The following is a 3606-nucleotide window of genomic DNA, read 5'->3' on the forward strand; positions in this document are numbered from 1 at the left end:
GCACCGAGGCGGGGTTCGCCGTAGCCGTCGGAGGTGCGGACGATGCGGGTGCCGGGTTGCTCCAGCCAGCGGGCGAGGAGGGCGGCCTCCTCCGGAAGTGCGCCGCGCAGTGGGGGATACGGGCCGTCGTCGAGGATGTCGCCAGCGGGCATGCGGTCGGGTGTGCTGGGTGGTGTGTATCCCGAGGTGTGGCCCGGCGCGGGGAGTGTGTAGCCCGGGGTTGGGTCGGGTGTGCCGGGTGTGTGGCCTGGGGTCTGGTCGGGTGTGCCGAGTGCGGGTTTCGGCGTTCGGCCGGGCGTGCCGGGCGGTGGTGTCGGATCGGGTGCGGTCGCGTCGGGGGGAGTGCTGTCGTGGAGGTGGGTGGGGATGACGGTTTCGGCGGCGGCGACCAGGTGGTCGACGACCGGCATGGGGGGTACGCCGCGGGCTGCGGTTCCGGCGGCGGCCAGGCGGGCGTGGCGGATGACGGCGAACTCCCAGCCGCCCGCGCCGTCGGGGCGGGCGGCGATCAGTTCGGGGATGCGGGCCAGGGCGGCCAGGCGCTGGGTGCGGCGCAGTGCGCGCAGGACGGTGGCCAGGCGGTCGCGGAGTCGGGCGGCGGATTCGAAAGTCTCTGCGTTGGAATAGGTTTCGATGCGTGCGCGAATGTCATGCAGGGGTTCGTCGGAGCGGCCGGTGAACAGTGCGCGGACCGCTTCGGGAGCGCGGTTGTACTCCTTTATATACAGGGGTGCGTTTCGGGCGCTCGCCGGGCAACCGCCGACCACGGCGGGCGGGCACTCATGGCGGCCCTCGCGCGGGATGCGGACGGTGCAGGTGCGCAGGCCGGTGTACTCGGCGATCGTCACCCCCACTTCGGCCGCGTCCGCCCGAGATCTGAAGGGCCCCAGGCTGTATCGCGTCGGCGTCCGCGAGACCGCGAAACGGGGGAACGGCTCCTCGGTGAGCGTGAGCCACCACGCCCGCTGCGGGAACTTCGACCGGCGGTTGTACGGCGGCGCGTGCGCCATGAGCAACCGCAGCTCCCGCACCCCGGCCTCGAGCCCGTGCGCGCACACCACGTGGTCGACCCGGGTGGCCAGCCGCACCATCTCCCGCATTCGCGGTCGGGTCTCCGAATCGGTGAAGTAGCCGCGCACCCGGCGGCGCAGATTGACCGCTGTCCCTACATAGAGGACCTCATCGGAGGGGCCGCGGAACAGATACACCCCGGGCGCGGTCGGAAGATCCACCGCCAGTACGCGTTTGGCGCGCTGCTGCCGCGTGACCTCCGGCAGATAGTCGACGAGTTCGGTGAGGCTGTGCACGCCCAGATTCCCGACCCGACCGATGAGCGCGTGCAGCACGTCCACGGTGGCGCGGGCATCGTCGAGCGCGCGGTGCATGGGCGTCGTCTCCGCGCCCAGCAACTGCGCCAGCACCGACAACTTCACCGAGGGGGCCTCGTCGCGGCCCAGGATGCGCCGTGCCAGCTGCACCGTGCACACCACCTGGAACGCGGGCCAGGCCAGCTCACAGCGCAACGCCGCCGCCTTCAGGAAACCGAGGTCGAAGCGTGCGTTGTGGGCCACCAGCACCGCACCCGCGGCGAACTCCAGGAAGCCGGGCAGGACCGCGTCGATCCGGGGGGCGTCATAGACCATGGCGGTGGTGATGCCGGTGACCTGCACGATCTGCGGCGGAATCGACCGCCCCGGGTTCACCAGGGTGGCGAACTCGCCCAGTACCTCGCCACCGCGCACCTTCACCGCGCCGATCTCGGTGATGGCGTCGCCCTCGGGGCTGGTTCCGGTGGTCTCCAGGTCCACGACCACGAAAGTCGTGGCGTAGAGCGGAGTGTCGAGGTCGTCGAAGGCGAGCTGCTCGGGCACGGCCAGCAAGCGTAGGCCGGGGGTCCGACATGTTTTCCACGACGGAAATGTCCGTTTATCTGACCGAGATTCTCGAGATGAATGACCCGAATTGCGAAAGTATGCCTCTTTGTGGCCAGGGTCACAGTTATTTGCATTGTCTATCAATGTGAACGGGGTGACCGGGCGGTCCGGTGGGTCGCCCGGTGCGCACGGCCGGGTTGCCGGGCATGTCGGCGCGGCGGGTCGCGGGGTCGGGCGTGTCCTGATCAATGACTATGTGCCTGACCGGGGGATATTCGGTGATAGCCGAGATAGAGCGCGCTATGGATGAGCGCGCGCTACCACTCGGTAGCCGTCGCGACGCTCCCGGCGAAACGGCCGTCGTTATTGTTTCGTGATTGCTGTGACTTTTGTCGCACCGAAATAGGGGTGGTCAACAATTTGGCGTAGTCCGGGTACGACTTCGGGTTTACAAACCACCGTTATCGGCTCGTAATCTTCCTGAGACCTCGCGGAGTCCGACCCACCAAACCGGTGCGGCGTCGCGGGGCAGATTGGAAGTACCTCACCATGGCGACCAACACCGTCAAGCGACAGGCCCGGGGCGTGCAGCGCAGTGCGCAGCGAGCCGTCGCGGCCGGCGCCGTCGGCGCTGCCACGCTGAGCGCGCTGCTGCTGCCCGCCGCCCCCGCATCGGCGCAGCCGGTGACCATCCCCGGCGTCGGCACCTTCGACGTCCCCGATCAGGTTCAGCTGCCCGCGGGCATTCCGGGTGTGCCGGAGTCCGTGCCGGTCGTGATCCCGCCGATTCCGGGTGTCGAGGTGCCGCCCGCGCCCGCCCCGTTCGTCGCCCCGCAGAAGACCGCGGGCGAACTCGCCGTCGACGCCGCGCTGAGCAAGGTCGGCGCGCCGTACGTGTACGGCGCCGCGGGCCCGAACGCCTTCGACTGCTCGGGGCTGGTGAAGTGGTCCTACGCCCAGGCCGGTGTGCAGCTGCCGCGCACCAGCTACGAACAGCTCAATGCCGGCACCCCGGTCTCCTACGACGCGCTGCGGCCCGGCGACATCGTGTCGTTCTACGGCGGCGGCCACTCCGGCATCTACGTCGGCAACGGTGAGGTCGTGCATGCCTCCACCTCCGGCCAGCCGGTGAAGGTGGCCCCCATCTCCTCGATGCCGTTCACCGGAGCCCGTCGCGTCTGACCTGCGAAATCCCCGGCGGCCGTGACCCTTTCGTGTCCTACTGGACACGCACGGCCGCCGTTTCGTAACCTTATCGAGACCTTTCTTTCCAACTCGGGGTAAGAGACGGGGACACGCCGACGGTGGCAGCGCAGCAGCGGATACAGCGAACCAAACGACTCGTGGGCGGGGCTCTGACGGTCGGCGTCCTGGTCGTCGCCGGTTACGGAGGCGGCCCGGCCACCGCCGACCCGGTCACCACCCCCGCCACCGCCGGTGAGGCCGTCACCACCCTGGTGGATCTGTCCCGGCAGTCCGAACAGCTCAATCAGGCCGCGCTCAACGCCCAGGCCGATCTCGATGCCAAGGTCGCCGCCGCCGAGGCCGCCGATGCCACGGCCGCCGAAGCCGCCCGGGTCCTCGGTGACGCCCGCGCCGAAATCGAGAAGTACCGGCCGGTCATCGACCGCGCGGCGGCCGCCGCCTATACCGGCGGCCGCAACAACCAGCTCACCGCGCTGCTGGCCAGTAGTTCACCGCAGCAGCTCCTCGACCAGATGTCCACGCTGGC

At 69.6% G+C, this 3606-nt stretch carries 2 protein-coding genes and 1 pseudogene; 2 read left to right on the forward strand and 1 reads right to left on the reverse strand.

Annotation, left to right across the window (positions count from 1 at the left end; all coding sequences use genetic code 11):
* Positions 1-1877, reverse strand: a 1877-nt coding sequence (locus QK444_RS34140) for a DEDD exonuclease domain-containing protein (protein ID WP_282786143.1), incomplete at its 3' end; no start/stop codon positions are given.
* Between the two features lie 546 nt (positions 1878-2423).
* Between QK444_RS34140 and QK444_RS34145 the strand changes: the two genes are divergently transcribed.
* Together QK444_RS34145 and QK444_RS34150 are read left to right on the forward strand one after the other, a co-directional pair.
* Positions 2424-3056: a C40 family peptidase gene (locus tag QK444_RS34145; RefSeq protein WP_282786144.1), complete on the forward strand. Its 633-nt coding sequence runs from the start codon at positions 2424-2426 to the stop codon at positions 3054-3056.
* 161 nt (positions 3057-3217) lie between these two features.
* Positions 3218-3606 (forward strand): annotated as a pseudogene (locus tag QK444_RS34150) (protein p60 precursor); the annotation flags it as partial.

It is taken from the genome of Nocardia sp. CC201C (assembly GCF_030010695.1).
GTDB classification, from domain to species: Bacteria; Actinomycetota; Actinomycetes; order Mycobacteriales; family Mycobacteriaceae; genus Nocardia; species Nocardia otitidiscaviarum.